At 36.9% G+C, this 19,559-nt stretch carries 20 protein-coding genes; 18 read left to right on the top strand and 2 right to left on the bottom strand.

The features are described 5' to 3' along the window. Positions 1-120 precede the first annotated feature (120 nt). The 13 genes from RK02_RS06025 to dinB all read left to right on the top strand — a co-directional run bounded on the left by RK02_RS06025 (position 121) and on the right by dinB (position 9,186). Positions 121-435 (top strand): YbaB/EbfC family nucleoid-associated protein, encoded by a 315-nt coding sequence (locus RK02_RS06025; protein WP_016183363.1) that lies wholly within the window; start codon positions 121-123, stop codon positions 433-435. Between the two features lie 24 nt (positions 436-459). Continuing rightward, positions 460-1,056: a recombination mediator RecR gene (gene recR, locus RK02_RS06020; RefSeq protein ID WP_016183362.1), complete on the top strand. Its 597-nt coding sequence runs from the start codon at positions 460-462 to the stop codon at positions 1,054-1,056. A gap of 36 nt (positions 1,057-1,092) precedes the next feature. Beyond that, positions 1,093-1,743, top strand: a complete 651-nt coding sequence (tmk, locus tag RK02_RS06015) for a dTMP kinase (RefSeq protein WP_016183361.1) — start codon at positions 1,093-1,095, stop codon at positions 1,741-1,743. A 1-nt stretch (position 1,744) separates the two neighbouring features. Beyond that, positions 1,745-2,074 carry a cyclic-di-AMP receptor gene (locus RK02_RS06010; RefSeq protein WP_016183360.1) on the top strand — a complete coding sequence of 110 codons (330 nt, stop codon included), beginning with the start codon at positions 1,745-1,747 and terminating at the stop codon, positions 2,072-2,074. A gap of 33 nt (positions 2,075-2,107) precedes the next feature. Then, positions 2,108-3,028, top strand: coding sequence for a DNA polymerase III subunit delta' (gene holB, locus RK02_RS06005; RefSeq protein ID WP_016183359.1), 921 nt, complete (start codon positions 2,108-2,110; stop codon positions 3,026-3,028). A gap of 26 nt (positions 3,029-3,054) precedes the next feature. Beyond that, positions 3,055-3,870 carry a PSP1 domain-containing protein gene (locus RK02_RS06000; RefSeq protein ID WP_016183358.1) on the top strand — a complete coding sequence of 272 codons (816 nt, stop codon included), beginning with the start codon at positions 3,055-3,057 and terminating at the stop codon, positions 3,868-3,870. Between the two features lie 2 nt (positions 3,871-3,872). After that, positions 3,873-4,232: a DNA replication initiation control protein YabA gene (locus RK02_RS05995; protein ID WP_016183357.1), complete on the top strand. Its 360-nt coding sequence runs from the start codon at positions 3,873-3,875 to the stop codon at positions 4,230-4,232. A gap of 82 nt (positions 4,233-4,314) precedes the next feature. Continuing rightward, positions 4,315-5,187: a 16S rRNA (cytidine(1402)-2'-O)-methyltransferase gene (gene rsmI / locus RK02_RS05990; protein WP_016183356.1), complete on the top strand. Its 873-nt coding sequence runs from the start codon at positions 4,315-4,317 to the stop codon at positions 5,185-5,187. A gap of 347 nt (positions 5,188-5,534) precedes the next feature. Then, complete coding sequence (locus RK02_RS05985; protein WP_016183355.1) at positions 5,535-6,752, top strand: ammonium transporter; 1,218 nt, start codon at positions 5,535-5,537, stop codon at positions 6,750-6,752. Between the two features lie 25 nt (positions 6,753-6,777). Next, a complete protein-coding gene (locus RK02_RS05980; RefSeq protein WP_016183354.1) occupies positions 6,778-7,119 on the top strand; it encodes a P-II family nitrogen regulator in 342 nt (113 codons plus the stop codon). Between the two features lie 211 nt (positions 7,120-7,330). Continuing rightward, complete coding sequence (locus RK02_RS05975) at positions 7,331-7,792, top strand: DUF2975 domain-containing protein (protein ID WP_016183353.1); 462 nt, start codon at positions 7,331-7,333, stop codon at positions 7,790-7,792. Continuing rightward, positions 7,793-8,002, top strand: coding sequence for a helix-turn-helix domain-containing protein (locus RK02_RS05970; protein WP_016183352.1), 210 nt, complete (start codon positions 7,793-7,795; stop codon positions 8,000-8,002). Positions 8,003-8,058: 56 nt separating this feature from the next. Next, the gene (dinB, locus tag RK02_RS05965) at positions 8,059-9,186 is read left to right on the top strand and encodes a DNA polymerase IV (RefSeq protein WP_016183351.1); all 1,128 of its coding nucleotides are present in this window, start codon (positions 8,059-8,061) and stop codon (positions 9,184-9,186) included. Positions 9,187-9,234: 48 nt separating this feature from the next. On the opposite strand, the gene nrdG is transcribed toward dinB, so the two are convergent. Beyond that, on the bottom strand, positions 9,235-9,837 hold the full coding sequence (gene nrdG, locus RK02_RS05960) for an anaerobic ribonucleoside-triphosphate reductase activating protein (RefSeq protein WP_016183350.1): 603 nt from the start codon (positions 9,835-9,837) through the stop codon (positions 9,235-9,237). A gap of 84 nt (positions 9,838-9,921) precedes the next feature. After that, positions 9,922-12,117 (bottom strand): anaerobic ribonucleoside-triphosphate reductase, encoded by a 2,196-nt coding sequence (gene nrdD / locus RK02_RS05955; RefSeq protein ID WP_016183349.1) that lies wholly within the window; start codon positions 12,115-12,117, stop codon positions 9,922-9,924. Positions 12,118-12,753: 636 nt separating this feature from the next. Between nrdD and RK02_RS05950 the strand changes: the two genes are divergently transcribed. From RK02_RS05950 to RK02_RS05930, 5 genes are all read left to right on the top strand, one after another. Continuing rightward, a complete protein-coding gene (locus RK02_RS05950) occupies positions 12,754-14,748 on the top strand; it encodes a peptide ABC transporter substrate-binding protein (protein ID WP_016183348.1) in 1,995 nt (664 codons plus the stop codon). 303 nt (positions 14,749-15,051) lie between these two features. Beyond that, entirely contained in the window at positions 15,052-16,539 is a 1,488-nt protein-coding gene (locus tag RK02_RS05945) for an ABC transporter permease (protein ID WP_016183347.1), read from the top strand. A gap of 2 nt (positions 16,540-16,541) precedes the next feature. Beyond that, positions 16,542-17,477 (top strand): oligopeptide ABC transporter permease OppC, encoded by a 936-nt coding sequence (oppC, locus tag RK02_RS05940; RefSeq protein WP_016183346.1) that lies wholly within the window; start codon positions 16,542-16,544, stop codon positions 17,475-17,477. 15 nt (positions 17,478-17,492) lie between these two features. After that, complete coding sequence (locus tag RK02_RS05935) at positions 17,493-18,569, top strand: ABC transporter ATP-binding protein (RefSeq protein WP_016183345.1); 1,077 nt, start codon at positions 17,493-17,495, stop codon at positions 18,567-18,569. A gap of 3 nt (positions 18,570-18,572) precedes the next feature. Then, positions 18,573-19,505, top strand: coding sequence for an ATP-binding cassette domain-containing protein (locus tag RK02_RS05930; protein ID WP_016183344.1), 933 nt, complete (start codon positions 18,573-18,575; stop codon positions 19,503-19,505). Positions 19,506-19,559 lie beyond the last annotated feature (54 nt).

Genomic DNA, 19,559 nt, shown 5'->3' with positions numbered 1-19,559 from the left:
ATAAGTCAAAGTGCTGTAAAAGTCTTAAAATGCATGGACTTTTCCATCCCTTTGAAGCTTATTTGCTCGTGCCTGAACGAGCTGTCTCATAGCCTCTATTATAAGGAGAGTGGATTTTTTATGATGCGTGGTATGGGTAATATGCAAGGTATGTTAAAGCAAGTGAAGAAGATGCAAAAGGAAATGATGGAGGCGCAAGATGCGTTGAACCAACAGACTTTTGATGGTGAGTCAACAAATGGTTATGTGAAGGCAACTTTAACTGGCGATCGTAAGGTGAAGGATTTAGTGGTAGATCCTGCTGTGATTGATCCGGAAGATCCAGAGATGTTACAAGATTTGGTGATGATGGCTGTAAATAATGCTTTAGAAAAAGTTGAGAAGGCACATGAATCATCAATGAGTAAATATACTAAGGGCTTGCCAGGATTTTAATTAAAGCATTAGGAGTGTGTTTGTATGCAGTATCCTGAACCAATAGCAAGATTAATTGCTAGCTATATGAATTTACCAGGGATTGGTCAGAAAACAGCGACACGCTTAGCTTTTCATACGATTGATATGAAGGAGGAAATGGTGAATGAATTTGCCAAGTCTTTGTTAAGTGTAAAGCGTGATTTAAGTTTTTGTAGCATTTGTGGAAATATTACTGAAGAGGATCCTTGTGAGATTTGTGCGGATAAAAGTCGTGATGTAAGTACGATTTTGGTGGTTGAGGAGCCTAAGGACGTGATGGCGATGGAGAAGATGCGTGAATATCGTGGGTTATATCATGTGTTACACGGTGTCTTATCGCCAATGGAAGGTACAGGGCCTGAAGATATTCAGATTCCTTCTTTGTTAGCTCGTTTGCATGATGAGCGCATTAAGGAAGTGATTATTGCAACGAATGCTACGACAGAAGGTGAAGCAACAGCAATGTATTTATCTAGATTGATTAAGCCGGCTGGCATTAAAGTCACTCGTTTGGCCCATGGTTTATCCGTAGGGAGCGATATTGAATATGCTGACGAGATAACCTTGTTAAAGGCGGTTGAAGGTCGGCGAGAATTGTAGAGATTTTTTAAGTGGCAAATATTGGAGGAAAACAGCGTGAACGGATTATTTATTACTATTGAAGGACCAGATGGAGCTGGTAAGACAACCGTATTGAATGAATTATATCCACGACTACAAATGATTGCAAAGTCAGAGATTATTAAGACTCGTGAACCAGGTGGCGTATTGATTGCTGAGAAAATTCGCCAAATCATTTTAAATCCTGATCATCAGCAAATGGATGAACGTACCGAGGCTTTGTTATATGCGGCAGCCCGTCGTCAACATTTAGTGGAGGTTATTTTACCTGCGTTAAATGCGGGTAAGATTGTTGTTTGTGATCGCTTTGTGGATAGTTCGTTGACTTATCAGGGAGCTGGTCGCCGAATTGGTATGAAAGAGATTGCTCAAATTAATGAATTTGCAACGGAAGGGGTAACACCTGATTTCACGCTTTATTTGGATGTGGATTCTGATACTGGCTTACGTAGAATTCATCGTAATCGCACCCAAGAAATTGATCGCTTGGACTTAGAAGGCTTAGAATTCCATCAACGTGTCCGTCATGCCTATTTAAAATTGGCTGAAGAAAACCCAGCACGGATTCATCGGATTGATGCAAAAGCTAGCTTACAAGATGTGGTTGATTCTAGTTTTTCAGCGATTGTTGAATCTAATCCAAATTACTTTAAACGGGGTGAATAAAATGAAACTTATTTTAGCGATTGTCCAAGACAAAGATAGTAACCGTTTGGCTAATGAATTTATTGATGCGAATATCCGCGCAACCAAATTATCAACAACGGGTGGTTTTTTGAAAGCTGGCAACTCAACTTTCATTATTGGTATTGAAGATGAACGGGTTGAAGAAGCTTTGGAATTAATTAAAAAGACTTGTCAATCTCGTAAGCAATACATGACTTCACCGATGTCTTTGGATTTATCTATCGAAACGCAGATGCCTTATCCGGTTGAAGTAGAAGTGGGTGGAGCGACGGTGTTTGTTTTACCAGTCGAAGGTTTCCATCATTTTTAACCCTATAAATTAGCTAGCAAAGAGGAGAATGATATGACTGAATTGGTTCATCCGCTCCTTGACTTGTTTAAAAAAAGTATGAAGCATGGGCGATTGGCACATGCTTATCTTTTTGAAGGCGCCAAGGGAACGGGCAAACATCAAGTGAGCTTATGGTTGGCTAAACGTTTATTTTGTACGAATCTTATTGATGAAGCACCTTGTCAACAGTGTATTAATTGTCAGCGAATTGAACATTTAGAGCATCCCAATGTCCATGTGGTCCAACCTGATGGCCAAATGATTCGAGTAGATCAAATTCGTCAATTGCAGGCAGAATTTGCTAAACGAGGTTTTGAGAGTGGTCGCCAGGTATTTATCTTATCGCAAGCTGATAAAATGAATACACAAGCAGCGAATAGTTTGTTGAAGTTTTTAGAAGAGCCTTCAGGAGAAGTGCTGATGATTTTAGAAACCCAATCTTTAGGTAGTATCTTGCCAACGATTCAATCTAGGTGTCAAATTGTTCACTTTCCGCCGATTGCTACTAAAGATTTATATGAGCAATTACTCCAAGCCAATATTTATCCGCAAACAGCTAAACTTTTGACATTTATGACAAATAGTTATGATAAAGCAGTTGAAATATCGCAAAATGAATGGTTTAATGATGCTAAGGAAGAAATAAATAAGTGGTTCGACTACTTGAAAAATGATGATTTTATGGCTTTTATTTTTGTCCAACGACGTTTAGTCCCGTTAGCTAAAGATAAGAATCAACAAATCCAGTTGCTGGATATGTTGATGTTTTATTATCGCGAATTTTTGCAAACGCAATTGATGCAAGTCAAAAAGGTACAAGCAATCAATCAAGCGCTAGCTGCTATTTTAAATGCGCAGCGTAAATTACAAGCCAATGTTGCTTTTCAAGCAGTTGCCGAACAGCTAGTATTACATCTTCTAAAAAAACAATGATACTTTACGTGGAAAGGAAGACCATAATGGTTCAAGTAGTAGGTGTACGTTATAAAAAAGCCGGTCATATCTATTATTTCTCTCCTGGGAACACGCAATATAAATATCAAGATAAAGTATTGGTGGAGTCACAACAAGCAACCTGTTTAGCCACTGTGGTTTTGGCCAATCGCGAAATGGATGAAGCTGATTTACCTGAAGAGATTAAACCAATCATTTCGTTAGCTAGTCCAAATGATTTAAAGCAGGCAGCTAAAAACGAAGAAGATGCGATAGCCGCCTTTGATGTTGCCAAAAAGAAGATTATTGCGCACCAATTGGAGATGAAATTGGTTCAAGTGGAATATACCTTTGACCGTAGTAAGATGATTTTTTACTTTACTGCCGATGGGAGAATTGATTTTAGAGAGTTAGTAAAGGATTTAGCCAGCATTTTTAAAACCAGAATTGAGCTGCGCCAAATTGGTGTTAGGGATGAAGCGAAAATTCTTGGGGGGCTTGGCCCTTGTGGACGGCCGCTTTGTTGTTCGACCTTTTTGGGAGATTTTATGCCAGTTTCAATTAAAATGGCTAAAGATCAAGGCCTGTCTTTAAATCCAGCGAAGATTTCCGGCTTGTGTGGTCGTTTGATGTGTTGTTTGAAATACGAAAATGATGAATATGAGTTAGCGAAAAAAGAAATGCCTGATTTTGGTGCAGAAGTGCAAACGCCAGATGGTAAAGGTCGCGTGGTTGAATTGAATTTACTATCTAGAATTGTTAAAGTGAAATTACCAGGAAAAGAAATTGCGGTGGAATACACTCATGATGAAATTCAAAAAGTAGCTAAAGTAGGTGAGTAAAGATGACATTAGATAAACGTGATTTATATGATAGTATTGATAAATTTGAAGAAGATTTATCAGCTATGTTAAATAAATTACAAAAAATGAAGGAATCTTTGCAAGAGGTAGTTGAAAAAAACACGCAGTTAGAATTGGAAAATCAAAAACTCCGTGATCATTTGCGTGAATTGAATCGTGTAGCGCAAGAAGCTACCCCTACTGAAAAAATCAAACAGGATTTGTCTATCTCTAGAAAGAATTTAGAGAAAATCTATGAAGAAGGCTTTCATGTTTGTTATGATTTATATGGTTCTAGACGAGCCAATGATGAGCCGTGCGCTTTTTGTTTAGAGGTTATTTATCGAGATAGTGGTAAATAAAAGTTAAGGATTGCAGATGGTTAGCCTGGTCTAACCATCTGTTTTTGTAAAAGAGATTTTTTAGCAAAAGGAGTGTATGCAGTTGTTACAAAAACAAAAAAGTTATCAGACGCAAGCAACTGGTTGTCTATATTTAATTCCTACTCCTATAGGCAATTTAGGCGATGCGAGTAAGCGAGCGATTGAAACCTTACAGCAGGTCGATTTAATTGCTAGTGAAGATACGCGAAATACGCAAAAATTACTCAATCATTTTGCCATTCATACGCCACAAAAGAGTTTGCATGAGCATAATTACAAAGAACGTGTTCCCCAATTCATTGAGCTATTAAAAGCCGGTCAATCAATTGCCCAGGTAAGTGATGCTGGGATGCCTTCGATTAGTGATCCGGGACATGAGTTAGTGGTTGCTTGTGTGGAACAAGACATTCCGGTCATCTCACTACCTGGACCGACTGCTGGTTTAACCGCTTTGATTGCTTCGGGCTTACCTGCTCAGCCACATTATTTTCATGGCTTTTTACCAAGAAAGAAAAAGGAACAAGAAAGTGTTTTAGTAACACTTGAAAAAATACCCGCTACTTTAATTTTTTATGAATCGCCTTATCGTATTAAAGCGACACTTGCTAATTTGGTACAGGTGTTTGGCAAAGAGCGTCCAGCCGTATTATGTCGTGAATTGACCAAGATTCATGAAGAGTATTTACGGGCAAATTTAGGTGAATTATTCGCCTATGCTGCGGAAAATGAAATAAAAGGTGAATGTTGTTTGTTAGTAGCGGGCTATGAATTGCCTGTAAGCGAGGAAACACTCGCTGCTTATTCTGAGGAAGAATTAATTGCTCAAATCGATCAATTAATCGCTCAAGGAATCAAAGCAAATGCAGCGATTAAGGAAGTGGCTAAGCAAGCAGGCTGGAAAAAGCAAGAATTATATCAACTTTATCATCGTTAAAAATGAATTCGTTTCAGGCTTGACTGATGTCAGCTTTATTATAGGCTGAAATAATGAAAAAAATGAAGTTCTGTCCTTAATTGGCAGGACTTTTTTTGGTTTTATTCCAAAAATACTGACAACAACTATTTGTTAGTTTAAAAATATGATCAAAAAGTAAATAAAGCGTAGTTTGGGTAACTTTTAAGTAATTAAGCCACGCAACTTCTACTTGTTAATTTTACGTAATATTTTATTACATGAAATGTAAGTAAAAAAAGAAAAAATGAACAAATTTGCTTAAAATACTAGAATTTTTTTGAAAAAGGTGTTAGGATTTCTAACATAAAGTAAAGGAGGAGTTACTCATGAATGCAGGAGATATTGCTTTTATTTTAATTTGTAGTGGGTTGGTTTTCTTAATGACTCCAGCTCTAGCTTTTTTCTATGGAGGGTTAGAACGTAGAAAAAATATTTTGAACACGATGATGATGGTTATCTGTACCTTAGGCCTTGCGTCTTTGTTATGGATTGTGGTTGGTTATTCATTATCATTTAGTGGTGATCATTTATTAGTGGGAAATTTTGATAAGATGTTTTTTAGCAATGTATCGATGACTAAAGGCGATGGTATTCCGGAAGGCTTGTTTGCAGCCTTTCAAATGATGTTTGCCTTGATTGCTACCGCGATTATTACTGGATCAGTAGTGGGGCGGATGCGTTTTTCAGCAATCTTCCTATTTATCGGAGCCTGGATTATTTTCGTTTATTCACCACTTGCTCATATGGTTTGGGGTAAGGGATTACTTGATGCAATCGGCTCTATTGACTTTGCTGGTGGGAATGTGGTGCATATTAGCTCAGGAATTTCTGGTTTAGTCTTGGCAATGGTACTTGGTAAACGTCGAGAATATGCACAAATTGAATATCGTCCACACAATATTCCATTTGTCGTTTTAGGTGCAGGGTTATTATGGTTTGGTTGGTTTGGTTTTAATGCAGGTTCGGCTTTAGCAGCGAATGGTTTAGCAGTTCACGCTTTGTTAACAACCAATACAGCGGCCGCTTGTGCGATGCTTTCATGGATGTTGATTGAAAAAATTACAATTGGTAAGCCAACTGTGGTCGGTGCTTGTACAGGTGCTGTCGTTGGTTTGGTAGCTATCACGCCTGGTGCTGGTTTTGTCTCATTATGGTCTTCAATTATTATCGGCTTTTTAGTGAGTCCGTTTTGTTATTACTTTATCGCTAAGGTAAAACAACGCTTAGGTTTAGATGATGCGTTAGATGCTTTTGGTTGTCACGGCGTTGGTGGAATTTTTGGTGGAATTATGACGGGAATTTTTGCTGATGCTTCAGTAGGCGGCAAGGCTGGTTTATTCTATGGTAACTGGCACTTATTCTTAGCACAAATTGAAAGTATTTTATTTACGATTGTTTTTGCTGGTGTATTTAGTTTTGTGATTATCATGGTGATTAAAGCGATAATGCCAATTAGAGTTTCTGATCATGAAGAAGCTTTAGGAATGGATCGTATTGAGCATGATGAAACAGCCTATCCAACATTTATGGGATTGGATTCATAATTTAGGTTAAAGCGAGGATGATACCATGAAAAAAATTGAAGCCGTAATTCGTTTAGAAAAATTAGAAGATTTAAAAGCCGAAATTAATCGCGATTTTGAAATCTCAGGGATGACAGTAACCCAGGTTTTAGGTTATGGCAATCAAAAAGGGATGAAAGAATATGTGCGTGGTAAGGCGGTAATTACTAGTTTACTGCCTAAAGTCAAAGTTAGCTTCGTTGTTGAAGAAAAAGATTTAGAAAGTGTGATTGACCGTATTTTATTGATTTGTAGCACCGGTGAAGTCGGTGATGGTAAAATTTTTGTTTCACCAGTGGAAGAAGTGATTCGTATTCGTACACGTGAAAGAGGCAAAGAAGCAATCTAAGTATAAATGATGAGTGAGCTAATTGCCTTTTTAATTAAGCTTGGATAAATAATCAGCAACTCTCTTAGGACGTATCAAACAAAAGTCATTGTTTGTTTACTCCTAGGAGAGTTTTTTTGAATTTCGATAAAAATTTATTGTTTTTCGATAATTTTTTATTGATTTTCGATAAAAATAAGTTATGATAGTAAGCAAAGAAAGGATGATGAAAATGAAAAAATATCTACTTTTACTATTAACGATTAGTATTAGCGCCTTCTTTTGGTTAATCAGCTATTTATTTGCTGTTCAGCTGTTTACTAGTGAGCGTTCAACCTTTATATGGCAAAACGCGTTAACCTTGGCTTGTTTAACCTTAGCTAGTTTCATTGTTAGTTATTTAGCCTTTGAGAGCGTGCGTATTTGGCGTAAGTGCCCGTTGGCGACTTTTCAAAATCGCGTATGCCGCTATTTTCATCGAGTAACGAAAGGCAGTGTAGTAATTTTCGTCCTTAGTTTAGGTACGTTACCGATGTTTTATCGCTGGGCAGATTTAAGTGATGCACCGGGAGTGATGCTATTAGGGCTCGGGCTATGTCTATTATTAATGAGTGTTATGTTCATTTGTCTAAGCTTTACGAAGTTATATCAACAAGCGCTGCAATTACAAAATGAACTAGCGATGGTGATTTAAATGATAGAAATCCATTTAGACACATATTTGAAAAAACGGCAGATGACTTTAACGCAGCTTTCTGAGTCGGTAGATATTACTATTGCGAATCTGTCCATTTTAAAAAGTGGTAAGGCCAAGGCGATTCGTTTTTCTACATTAGAAAAGCTTTGCCAAGCGTTAGATTGTCAACCGGGTGATTTAATCAGCTACCAAAAGACCGAGGATTAAAATCTTGAATACGAATATATGTTCTTGTATAATGGGGGCTGAAGGGAGTGGTTCAGTTGACGCATTTACGATTTCCTTTAAAAAATGATACTAGTCGCAAGATTATCCATATCGACATGGATGCTTTTTTCGCCTCAGTAGAAGAACGTGATAATCCAGAATTGGCGAAGTATCCGTTGGTGATTGCTCGTCATCCCAAAGATACCAAAGGACGTGGAGTGGTGACGACGGCTAATTATATCGCAAGACAATATGGCATTCACTCGGCGATGAGTGCCAAAAAGGCTTATGAATTATGCCCACAAGCTAAATTTATTCCGGGCGATTATCAAAAATATCGAGCCATTTCTCAACAAATTCGAGCGATTTTTTTGCGATATACGGATGTTATTGAGCCTGTGTCCATTGATGAGGCCTATCTTGATGTGACCGAAAATAAGCTCCATGCTAAAAGTGCGATGAAGGTGGCACGATTAATTCAAGAAGCTATTTGGCGTGAGTTACATCTGACTTGTTCAGCTGGCGTTAGCTATAATAAATTTTTAGCGAAATTAGCCTCTGATTATCAAAAGCCCTGTGGCATGACGGTGATTACGCCAGATGAGGCGGTTGCTTTTTTAAGAAGGCTGCCAATTGAAAAATTTCATGGAGTAGGTAAAAAGACAATTCCTAAAATGCATGAATTAGGTATTTTTACCGGCGATGATTTATATCAATGTTCAGAAATGGATTTGATTCATCATTTTGGTAAGATGGGCTATTCTCTATATCGTAAGGTAAGAGGGATTCATCTTTCACCGGTTCAAGTGCATCGAGAACGCAAGTCGATTGGTAAAGAGCATACCTTTGCGGAAGTTTTAACGACTGAAGAACAAGCGCTTTCGCAGCTAAGACAATTAGCTGCTAGTGTGGAGCGTAATGCGGAACGATTGCAAAAGCATGGCCAAACCGTAGTATTAAAGCTACGTTATCAGGATTATACGACCATCACTAAGCGGACCACCTTAGAGCATCCTTTTTATCAAAAGGAGACGATTTTTTCCTTAGCTAGTTTAATGTTTGAAGAGCTTTTTCAAGCTGGTGAAGGGATTCGCTTGTTAGGGATTACTTTGACTAATCTTGAAAATCGTAATTTTGAGCCAATTGTGTTGCCACTATGGCCAAACGAAAAAACACAGCACTAAGTCACTGGGTGGAGTAGTTGACTTAGCGGTGTGTTTTTTTGTTTGCCATTAGATCATTGGCTGTCGCTTGATTTGCTCATAGCTTTGATTTGCATCGATACATTTTTCCCAGATAATTGCCTGTTTTTGTTTGAGAGATTTAGCGACATCGATAATTCTTTGGTTGCTACTTCCGCGAAATTGTAAATTTAGATTGCGTTTGCTTAATTCAAAGCGACCATCGACTAAAATATCAATTTGTGCTAAAAGCGCCAATTTATCGGGTGTTTCTTGGAGTAGTTCTTCAAAGGTATACCCACTCCAACACCAGATGTCTTTGCTATGGCCAAAGGTTTGGCGGACGCGTTTAACTAATTGGAGGCAGACTGGCGTATTTAAAAAAGGTTCGCCGCCCAATAAGGTTAAGCCTTGGACATAGTCATGTTTTAAATCTTCAATAATCGTATCTTCTAATTCAGTTGTATAAGGTGTACCATAGTGAAAATTTTGTACAGCTTGATTAAAACAGCCTTCACAAGCGAATAGACAGCCACTTACATATAAACTATTCCGCACACCTTCGCCATCAACGAAATTAAATGGTTTATAGTCAGCAATATAATTTTTAGAAAGTTCTTCGGCTTTCCACTCTTGCGCTTTTGGATTCCGCATATTTTTCCTTCTTTCTATAATCATTCAATCTACTCAAGGATTTTTGAGATAAATGAAAGCCTAGAAATATTCTAGGCTTTATTTTTAAGCTTTCATATGTTTAACGCGAGCAGAAATTTCTTTATGTCTACCGTTTACCATTGGTCGTGCTTGTGGATTACCTAAATAACCACAGGTACGTTTCACGACATCGCAGGTTTTAGGATCGTGATTATGGCAATTTGGACACTCAAAGCCACGTTCGGTAGGGGTGAAATCACCTTCAAAGCCACAAACATAGCAGTGATCAATCGGCGTATTCGTACCTAGGTAGCCTACTTTGTCATAGGAATAATCCCAAACAGCTTCTAAGGCTTTAGGGTTTTGCTGTAATACTGGATATTCGCAATAGTGAATGAATCCACCTGAACAGTATTTTGGATAATCTTTTTCAAAGTCAAGCTTTTCAAATGGCGTTGGATTTTTGCGTACATCGTAGTGGAAACTGTTCGTATAATATTCCTTGTCAGTAATATTTTCAACAATCCCAAATTTCTCTGTATCCAAGCGACAGAAACGATCGGTTAAGCTTTCAGATGGTGTAGAGTAGACACTGAAATGATAGCCGTATTCATCGCCCCATTGATCAGCATGCGCTTTTAATGTTTTAACGATGGCTAAGGTAAAATCTTTGGCCTCTGGGTCATCTTCCCAAGCGCCACCATAAAAGGCACTAGCGACTTCATATAAACCGATATACCCTAAAGAAACAGTCGCCCGTTTATTTCTAAATAGGCTGTCTACCTCATCATCACGATTTAATCGCTGGCCAAAAGCACCATACATATAAAGAATTGGCGCGTTTTGAGGACTAGCCTGTTTACAACGTTCTACTCGATAAACCAAAGCATCTTTAACAATCTTCAAGCGTTCTTCTAAAATACTCCAAAATTTATCTTGATTGCCTTCTGCTTCTAGGGCGATACGCGGTAAATTTAAGGTAACCACCCCTAAATTCATCCGGCCAACATTGACCTCTTGACCATTTTCATCTTTCCAGCCTTGTAAGAAGGAGCGGCAGCCCATTGGCACTTTAAAGCTACCAGTTAATTCCACAATTTTATCGTAGTTTAAAATATCTGGATACATGCGCTTAGTAGCACATTCCAAGGCAAGCTGTTTAATGTCGTAGTTCGGATCAGTTGGTGCTGCATTTACCCCTCGTTTAATTGTAAAAATCAATTTTGGAAAGATTGCAGTTCGTCTTTCACGACCGAGTCCATTGATTCTAATTTGTAAAATGGCTTTTTGAATTTCGCGTTCAAACCAATTGACACCAAGGCCAAAACCTAATGAGGTGAAAGGGGTTTGACCATTAGAGGTAAACAAGGTATTGATTTCATATTCTAGGCTTTGCATCGCGTCATAGATATCCTTTTGGGTTTTTTGACGAGCGAAATCGGCTTGTTTTTCATTACCGTCAATCCATTGTTTTGCATCCTTTAAATGCTTTTCATAGTTTAGCTTGGCAAAAGGGGCTAATAATTCATCCACACGATCAGCTGAACAACCACCATATTGACTAGAAGCAACATTGGCGATAATCTGCGAAATTTGTGCGGTGGCAGTTTGAATGGATTTAGGCGATTCTACATCAGCATTGCCGATTTTAAATCCATCATTTAACATGCCCTTAAAGTCGATTAAACAACAATTTGTCATCGGTGCATAAGGATGATAGTCTAAATCGTGATAGTGAATATCTCCTTTTTGATGAGCATTTGCTACATGAGGAGGGAGCATTTTTAAGCCGATTGACTTACCGACAATCCCTGCGGTTAAATCACGTTGCGTATTGAAAACATCACTATCTTTATTGGCGTTTTCATTGACCACGGTTTGATCTTTATTTATTAGCTTACCAATTGTGAAGTTGATATCGGTAGAACGGCTACGAGCAAAATCACGCTTGGTTCGATACGAAATATATTCTTCGGCTAAATCATATTGGTTTTTCTCTAGCAGGGTATGTTCAACGATGTTTTGAATTTCGTAAATTTTAACATTTTTAGCAAAACGATTCGCAATTTCACGATCGATTAATTGTACAATTTCTAACAAATGTTCATAATCAAGTGGTGAAAGCTTTCCTGAAATATGTTGTTTGGCTTTAATTAAAGCATCGTATATTTTTTGATCATCAAATTCAACTAAACGACCGTCACGCTTAATGACTTTCATTTGTTTTAAGTGCGCTTGTTGGCTAGAAAGCTTATTATCTGGCGCTTTGATGTTCATCATTTAAACCAACTCCTCTGTTTTTTTACCTTCTCCATCATAATCTAAAACACTAAGATTAGCAATCAAGATATTGTGCTTTATAACTAAAAAACCATACTAAAACACAATATATAGTATTGTGAAAATTTAAGAAAACTTTATGTATCAAGGTTCACAAGTGATTAAAAATGTTTCATAATGCTGTGAAACATTTAAAAATTTTAAATGATAAATGACAAGAAAATTATTTGTATATAACTAAGGTTCTCAGCAAATATGAGTTAGAATGGAGATGTGGGAAATTTTTTAGGTGAAGTTTTCATCCTTTGAAAACTAATTTTTATTATTAGATAAAAAATAGACAAAAGAATATGTAAAGGTAGAAAAAAATAAAAAATTTATTTTTATTAAGCGCTACCAAATGGTTTATTATTATAAGTCTTAGTGAGTAAACGGAATAATAAAATAATAATTATATAATGTGAAATAATTCATAAACGTTTATTTTTAAATATATGTAAACTAACTTTTATAACGGAATACAAGAAATTGTATTGACTTTTGTGTGATTAAAAATTATAATCTTTTTAACTTTTCTTAATAATTTTGTACTTTGTATGAGATTTTTATGAATTAAGTGAGAGGGGAGAATGCAACATGAGCAATAAAATGAAAAAAATTGTTGTTCCATCCTTGTTGCTATCTAGTGTGGTATTGTTAGCAGCATGTTCTGGTGGCAGCAAAAAAGCTTCAGATTCTGGAAAAGGAGGATCAAGTTTTTCATATGTCTATCAGACAGATATTAACAGCTTGGACTATACTTTTTCATCACGTAGCTCAAATAGTGACCACTTTACAAACTTTATTGATGGATTGTTAGAAAATGATCAGTATGGGAACTTAAAGCCTGCGCTAGCAAAATCATGGGAAGTTAGTGATGATGGTCTTACCTATACATATCATTTGCGCAAGGGCGTGAAATGGGTTGATAGTGAAGGTAATGATTATGCAGAGGTGAAGGCGCAAGACTTCGTAACAGGATTAAAGCATGCGGTGGATGTAAAATCGGAAACTCTTTATGTAGTACAGGATAGTATTAAAGGGCTAGATGACTATGTTAAAGGGGTAACTAAAGATTTCTCTACTGTTGGAGTTAAAGCGATTGATGATTACACCTTACAATATACCTTAACTCGTCCAGAAAGCTTCTGGAACTCTAAGTTAACTTATGGTGTTATGTGTCCAGTCAATGAAGAATTCTTAAAATCAAAAGGCAAAGATTTCGGACAGCCAGCTCCAGATAGTATTCTTTATAATGGTGCGTATATCTTAACCAATAATACTGCAAAATCTGTTGTTGAATATAAAAAGAATGAATCATATTGGGATAAAAAACACGTTTACATCGATAACATTAAGTTGACCTACTATGATGGAAGTAATCCTGATTCATTATTTAAGGAATTCGATCAAGGAAATTATTCTATGGGTCGTGTTTTCCCTAACTCAGGTGGCTACAAGGATGTAGAGAAGAAATATGGGGATGCGATTAATTTTACTCAACCAGATGGATCAACATTTAATATGACTTTTAACTTTGATCGTAAAGCTTATAGTGCTACCTCTAAGAAAACTGATGCTGAAAAAGATAGCACGCATAAAGCAATTATGAATAAGAATTTCCGCTTAGCTTTAGAATTTGCATTAAATAAAGCAGATTACATTGCACAAAGTTCTGGCAAAACTGGGGCATCGCAAGCGATTCGTAATATGCTTACTCCGTCACAATTTGTTACGGTCGATGGCAAATCATATGGTGAGGTAGTCCAAGAAAAATTAGCAAAATTAGATCCAGATACTTTTAGTGATGTAAAATTAGCTGATAGCCAAGAAGGTTGGTATAATAAAGATAAAGCTAAGGCATTACTTGAAAAAGCTAAAGATGAGTTGCAAAGTCAAGGAGTGCAATTCCCAATTCACTTAGACTTGCCACAAAATGAAAAATCAGAAGTGTTAGTAAATCAGGCTAAATCATTGAAACATTCAATTGAAGATACATTAGGTAAAGATAATGTAGTCATTGATATTCAATTACTAAACGAAGACACTTATTTGGCTGCTTCTTATCAAGCAACAACTGCGGCTGATAAAGACTATGATATTTCTACGGCTTCTGGTTGGGGACCTGACTACATGGATCCATCAACTTACTTGGATATCTATGATTCACGCTCAGGTGCTCAGTTAGATAACTTAGGCTTACAACCATCAGATACAGCTAAAGATAATCCATCTGCTCAAGTGGTGAATGAGTTGAAGTTATCTGAATATGATGCCTTATTAGATAAGGCAGGTGCGATTACTGCCACAGATGATGTGAATAAACGCTATGAAGCCTATGCTGATGCTGAAGCTTGGCTTACAGCGAACGCTTTGCAAATTCCAATTCAGGCTGGTCAAGCAAAACCACAAGTTAGCAAAGAAGTGCCATTTACTAGACAGTTTAGTTTAACTGGTATGGCATCGACAAATGCTGGATTCAAATTTAAAGGTATGAAGCTTCAAGATAAGGCTGTTACTACTAAACAATATCAAAAAGCGTTGAAAAATTGGGAAGCAAAAAAAATAGAAACAGCTGAAAAAACTAAGTAAGATTTGTTAAAAAATCCTTAAAGGAGTAGAAAGGGCGTAGTATTGCCCTTTTTACTCTTTTTAATCAGTATAATAATGACTATCAATGATTCAGGCTTTATGGGAAATTTTGCACCGTTGAGAATGAAAGTCTAAAGATGATTTTTATTCTCAACGGAAATACAATATTTCTTGGAAAAGCATATCATATTGATGGTTTACTATTTTAGTAAGACACCTTTGAATAAGCTTATGAATTGGTTGAGCCGGGCTTAAGATTTAATAATTAATGTTCAAACGTGTCAGAATTTAGGAGGAAGCTGAGTGAATAAACGTTATCTACTCTTTCGTATTTTGCGTTCTGTTGTGAGTATCTTTTTAGTTACCACGATTACTTATGTATTGATTTATACTCTGGTACCGCGAAATACTATTTTCAAAGATGATTCAACCTATTCTAAGTTAAAAGCCTATCCCGATGAGTTGACTAACTATGAAAATATCGCGTTTAGTCGTATGGGCTATATGGAGTATCTCGATTCACGAGATTTAGTCAAAGAGGTACATAAAGAATATAAAGAGGTAACTGCCAAACCAAGTAAGTCTAATAAACTTTTGTATCAAAAATGGACAAAAGCCAATGGTTGGAAATTAGGTGTTTTCCCTGAAAGTGGTCGTTACTATGCAACGAAAGATATTCCACTTTTAAAACGTATTTGGAATTTTTATGCCAATTTGATTGTAATTGATCATCCGTGGAAAGTTAAGGATTCGTCTAATCCTGATTTGAAACGATACTTGAAGATTGAAAAAGATCCAATGGCTGGCTGGGCTTTAGTCGGTTCTGGTACGCAATATAAATATCAAATTTATTTTAATAGTCAATTTCCATTCATTCATCAAAATATCATTCATATCAATCTAGGAACTTCTTATCCAACTTTTTCTGGACAGAGTGTTACAGATGTTTTATTTGGTGGTCAAGGACAAACGGTAACTGAAGAAATTACACTAGCTGACGGCAAGACAATGCGTTCTTCAGCGAATATCTATACTCGCCAGTATAAGAAATCAAATAGTATTTCATCTCGTGAAAAAGCGATGTATCATGATAATTATGTTCAAACAAAACCGAATTATAAAGATCCATCGATGATTGCTATTTCATTTAAAATGGGTGCTTTAGCAGTGGTGATTGCCTATCTAATCGGTGTCCCTATGGCGATGCTAATGGCACGCTTGAAAGGAAAATTACCAGATAAGATGGGGATTGCTTTAGTTACTGTCATGATATCGGCACCATCCTTAGCTTTTGTTTATTTCTTTAGATATCTTGGAAATACACTATTTGGTTTACCATTATCGTTTCCAACATATGGTGCGGAAGATATTAAATCATATATCCTACCAACCTTTATTTTAGGCTTCTTAAATGTATCTAGTTTAGTCATCTGGGTACGGCGCTATATGATTGATCAGCAATCTGCTGACTATGTTAAGTTTGCTAAATCAAAAGGGCTGACTGCTAAAGAGATTTCACGTCGACACATCTTTAAAAATGCAGTGATTCCAATTGCCAATGGTATTCCAAGTAGCATCATTTTATCTATAGCTGGGGCAACCATTACCGAAACGATTTTTGCGGTACCAGGTATGGGAAAAATGTTACCAGATGCAATTATTTCGCATAATAATCCACTAACCGTTGCCATTGTCTTTATCTTTACAGTAGTTGGTGTATTGGCTGTATTGTTAGGTGATTTATTAATGGTATACTTAGATCCACGTATTAAATTGTCAGGAGGGGATTAGAGTTGGAAAAGTTAAATCAAATCAACCAAGAAGATTTTAGCTTTGTGTCGATTGATACGATTAACTCTGAAAAAATCGATACGCCGAAGTATTCCTACTGGCGATCAGTGGCACGAAAGTTTTTTGCAAGTAAGGTAGCAATTGCAATGCTGATTATACTTGTTTTAATTATTTTAATGAGTTTCATTCAACCTTTATTTAGTGGTTATGATTTTATGAATGTATCAAATATCAATAATTTTGATGCTCGTTATAATCCACCAAGCGCTAAAAACTGGTTTGGTACTGATGCTAATGGGCAATCACTTTTTGATGCTGTGTGGGCTGGAGCGAGAACCTCAATTTTGATTAGTGTATTGGCAACAACCATAACAACAGTAATCGGTGTGATTGTTGGTGCGCTTTGGGGAGTTAGTAAAAAAGTAGACCGTGTGATGTTAGAGGTTTACAACGTTATTTCCAATGTGCCTTCACTTTTAATCATTATTGTTTTGGCTTATGCTTTTGGTAGTGGTTTTTGGAATCTAGTGTTTGCGATGTGTTTGACTAGTTGGATTGGAACAGCTTATTTTATTCGTGTACAAGTTATGATTATGCGTGATCGTGAATACAATCTGGCTTCTCGCAATCTAGGGACGCCTGTCGGCAGGATGATTGGTAAAAATATTTTGCCATATCTAGTATCTGTTGTGATGACGGATATTTCTCGAACTTTACCAGGTTTTATTTCTGCTGAAACCTTCCTATCGTTTTTAGGTGTAGGTTTAAGTGCAGATGTTCCTTCATTAGGACGTATTATTTCTAAATACACACCAAACATTAGTAACTATCCATACTTATTCTGGATACCGGTTGTAGTTTTAGCATTAGTGTCAATCTCATTATATATTGTAGGGCAAACCTTGGCTGATGCAACTGATCCACGAACACATTTATAAAGGAGGACACAGAAAATGAGTAAGACGATTTTAACGGCTGAAAATGTTTCAGTGAGCTTCCAAGTCAGAAAGCGTCAATTAAAGGCCATTCGGAATGTCTCACTAAGTTTAGAGGAAGGCGAAATTTTAGCTATTGTAGGAGAATCAGGTTCAGGAAAATCCGTACTGACAAAAACCTTTACCGGAATGTTAGAACAAAACGGACGTGTCAGCGAAGGAAAAATTATCTATGATGACAAGGTTTTAACCGATTATCAAACGGACAAGGATTGGGAAGCAATTCGAGGCAAAGAAATTGCCACGATTTTTCAAGATCCTATGACATCTTTAAATCCAATTCGAACGATTGGTTCACAGATTGCTGAGGTGATTATTAAGCATCGTGGCAAAACGCCGAAAGAGGCAAAAAAATTAGCTATTGAATTGATGGAAAAAACAGGGATTCCTAATGCAGCTCACCGTTACGATGAATATCCTTTCCAATATTCAGGTGGAATGCGTCAGCGAATAGTTATTGCGATTGCTTTAGCCTGCCGACCAAAGATCTTAATTTGTGATGAACCTACAACAGCATTGGATGTAACCATTCAAGCGCAAATTCTTGATTTAATTAAGGAATTACAAAAGGAGTATGGTTTTACTACTATTTTTATCACTCATGACTTGGGGGTAGTAGCGTCTATCGCCGATCGGGTAGCTGTAATGTATGCTGGTCAAATCATCGAAATTGGTAAATCTGAAGAAATTTTCTATGATCCTAAACATCCATATACATGGAGTTTATTATCTTCTTTACCACAATTAAGTGAAAAAGGTGAAGAACTTTACTATGTGCCGGGTACGCCACCATCGTTATACAAAGAGATTGTAGGCGATGCTTTTGCTTTTCGTAGTCCATATGCGATGGAGATTGACTTTAAAGCAGAGCCACCGATGTTTGAGGTAACACCAACACATTTTGCTAAGACTTGGCTACTTGATCCTAGAGCTCCTAAAGTTGATACACCTGAAAAAATTAAGCAGTTACATGAGCGAATGATTCATCTTACCCAAGAAATTGATGCGGATGATTTTGAAGAAGGGGTGAATTGATTCGTGAAAGATAACAAAGAAGTATTACTATCCATTAAAGATTTAGAAATAGCCTTTGGTGAAGGAAAGAATCGTTTTGTCGCTGTAAAAAATGCGAATTTTGATATTTATAAGGGCGAAACTTTCTCATTAGTAGGAGAATCAGGTTCAGGGAAAACAACAATTGGACGGGCAATTGTTGGATTGAATCCAACCAGTAAAGGGGAAATCAATTTTAAAGGTGAAAAGATTAATGGAGGCATCACTAAACAAAAACGTCATGAGATTATTCAGCAAATCCAAATGATTTTCCAAGATCCATCAGCTTCACTGAATGAAAGAGCAACAGTTGATTATATTATTTCAGAAGGTTTGTATAACTACAATCTTTATAAAGATGATGCTGATCGAGAAGCTAAAGTACGTGCGATGCTAGAAAAGGTTGGGTTATTACCTGAACATATGTATCGTTATCCACATGAATTTTCAGGTGGTCAGCGTCAGCGAATCGGCATTGCCCGAGCAATGATTATGGAGCCAGAATTGGTGGTGGCTGACGAGCCTATTTCCGCATTAGATGTATCCATTCGTGCGCAGGTTTTGAATTTACTTAAAGAAGCCCAAAGAGAACGAGAGGTGACTTATCTTTTTATTGCTCATGACTTATCAGTGGTACGCTTTATTTCGGATCGAATTGCGGTTATCTACCGTGGAGAAATTGTAGAATTAGCCGAGGCGGAGGAATTATTCAATCATCCAATTCATCCGTATACAAAAGCTTTACTATCGGCGGTTCCAATTCCAGATCCGATTTTGGCAAAGAAGAAAAAGCTACATGTATATGATCCAAGTGCTCATGATTATTCAGTAGATAAACCAAGTTTTGAGGAAGTTGTTCCAGGACATTTTGTTTATGGCAATAAAAATGAAATTGAAAAGTATCGTTTAGAATACTAATTATGCCAACGTATGATATTATAGTAGTTAGCAGATGTTAATTAAGGAAAGAGG

The organism is Enterococcus columbae DSM 7374 = ATCC 51263 (assembly GCF_000406925.1).
Lineage (GTDB): Bacteria > Bacillota > Bacilli > Lactobacillales > Enterococcaceae > Enterococcus_E > Enterococcus_E columbae.
The sequence above is the reverse complement of the archived record's forward strand: the minus strand, read 5'-3'. Positions and strand labels throughout refer to the sequence as shown.

Coding starts and splice junctions, on each gene's coding strand:
- RK02_RS05985 (WP_016183355.1), top strand. CDS start 5,535: ATGAATGCAGGAGATATTGCTTTTATTTTAATTTGTAGTGGGTTGGTT.
- RK02_RS05995 (WP_016183357.1), top strand. CDS start 3,873: ATGACATTAGATAAACGTGATTTATATGATAGTATTGATAAATTTGAA.
- RK02_RS06025 (WP_016183363.1), top strand. CDS start 121: ATGATGCGTGGTATGGGTAATATGCAAGGTATGTTAAAGCAAGTGAAG.
- RK02_RS06010 (WP_016183360.1), top strand. CDS start 1,745: ATGAAACTTATTTTAGCGATTGTCCAAGACAAAGATAGTAACCGTTTG.
- RK02_RS05975 (WP_016183353.1), top strand. CDS start 7,331: ATGAAAAAATATCTACTTTTACTATTAACGATTAGTATTAGCGCCTTC.
- nrdG (WP_016183350.1), bottom strand. CDS start 9,837: ATGCGGAATCCAAAAGCGCAAGAGTGGAAAGCCGAAGAACTTTCTAAA.
- recR (WP_016183362.1), top strand. CDS start 460: ATGCAGTATCCTGAACCAATAGCAAGATTAATTGCTAGCTATATGAAT.
- RK02_RS05935 (WP_016183345.1), top strand. CDS start 17,493: ATGAGTAAGACGATTTTAACGGCTGAAAATGTTTCAGTGAGCTTCCAA.
- RK02_RS05970 (WP_016183352.1), top strand. CDS start 7,793: ATGATAGAAATCCATTTAGACACATATTTGAAAAAACGGCAGATGACT.
- holB (WP_016183359.1), top strand. CDS start 2,108: ATGACTGAATTGGTTCATCCGCTCCTTGACTTGTTTAAAAAAAGTATG.
- RK02_RS06000 (WP_016183358.1), top strand. CDS start 3,055: ATGGTTCAAGTAGTAGGTGTACGTTATAAAAAAGCCGGTCATATCTAT.
- nrdD (WP_016183349.1), bottom strand. CDS start 12,117: ATGATGAACATCAAAGCGCCAGATAATAAGCTTTCTAGCCAACAAGCG.
- RK02_RS05980 (WP_016183354.1), top strand. CDS start 6,778: ATGAAAAAAATTGAAGCCGTAATTCGTTTAGAAAAATTAGAAGATTTA.
- RK02_RS05950 (WP_016183348.1), top strand. CDS start 12,754: ATGAGCAATAAAATGAAAAAAATTGTTGTTCCATCCTTGTTGCTATCT.